Source organism: Marinobacter halodurans (assembly GCF_004327985.1).
GTDB lineage: Bacteria > Pseudomonadota > Gammaproteobacteria > Pseudomonadales > Oleiphilaceae > Marinobacter_A > Marinobacter_A halodurans.
Genome location: NZ_SJDL01000154.1, coordinates 1 through 1,001 on the forward strand (window position 1 = coordinate 1; position 1,001 = coordinate 1,001).

General features: G+C 66.4%; 1 protein-coding gene and 1 pseudogene. Both read left to right on the forward strand.

Translation table 11 applies throughout. From position 1 onward, the window contains the following. Window positions 1-511 (forward strand): annotated as a pseudogene (locus tag EZI54_RS23890) (hypothetical protein); the annotation flags it as partial. A gap of 74 nt (window positions 512-585) precedes the next feature. After that, a complete protein-coding gene (locus tag EZI54_RS23895; protein WP_131484340.1) occupies window positions 586-858 on the forward strand; it encodes a hypothetical protein in 273 nt (90 codons plus the stop codon). Window positions 859-1,001: the final 143 nt, after the last annotated feature.

Genomic DNA, 1,001 nt, shown 5'->3' on the forward strand with positions numbered 1-1,001 from the left:
CCTGGAGTTCCCGACCCACGGCCTGCCGCTGTCGATCAGCACCTGGGAGGCCCTGCGCGCCTACATGGAGTATGAGGTTAATACGTTGGAAGAGATCGAGCCCCACGGCGAGCTGATGACCGGGGACCATGCGCCCAAGGAGGAAGGCGTGGCCTTCTTCCACGCCGCCCGGCGCAATGTCCGCCGTCGGCGCAAGGCCGGCGAAGTGGGCTGGATCTACACCTTCTTCTGGTACCTCTACCACGTGATGACCTTCTGGACCCTGCCCAACCGGATGGTGGAGTGGGAAAACCGCAAGCTCCAGCGATTGCTGAACCGGTCCCTGCCTCCGGCGATGGAGGCTTGGTCCCAACCCTTGCCTGAAGATCAAAGGGCCCGGCCCAGCGACGAGCTCAAGCGCCTGAGCCAACGGGTACAGGCCCTGATCGACGCCCAGCCGACCCGGCCGGTCACGGAAATCTACGCCCAGGTTTACGCCGGGGAAAAGGCGCCGGCGCGGCAGCGGGCCTGATGCGGGAAAGGGGCTGCCAAGCAGGCATTCGAACACATCTCCGGGAGCGCTGCGCGACAGACGTCATCGGGTCCATGACCATCCCGGAGGATGAGGACCACCTGCAATTGCGCTTTACGGTGCCGGAGGCGGAGAAAACCCGGTACGGCTTAATGACCCGCGACCTGGTGGTCATGGTGCGGCTGGAGACCCGCCAGCCGGACAACGCGTACCAGCATCGCGATTACCTGCTGCGCCTGACGCCGGACAGCGCCTTCCCGGTCACGCCCTCGGACGAGTCGCCCGGGGCCGACCCGCTCTGGCGGCCCATCCACCAACCCCTGACCGCCCTGGACCTGTACCCATGACCCAATCGGCAAAATCGAGCCCTGACCACAAACGCCACCATGCCGGCGAGGTGGAGCCCTTCCCCTCGGGCCGGATCACCTACCTGGCGCCCAAACCCCTGCCCACCGGGTTGCCCCCGGTGGACCACGGCCATGCGGTGGGA

Bases quoted from the DNA above. Each gene is read 5' to 3' on its own strand.
- EZI54_RS23895 (WP_131484340.1), top strand. From the start codon at position 586: ATGACCATCCCGGAGGATGAGGACCACCTGCAATTGCGCTTTACGGTG.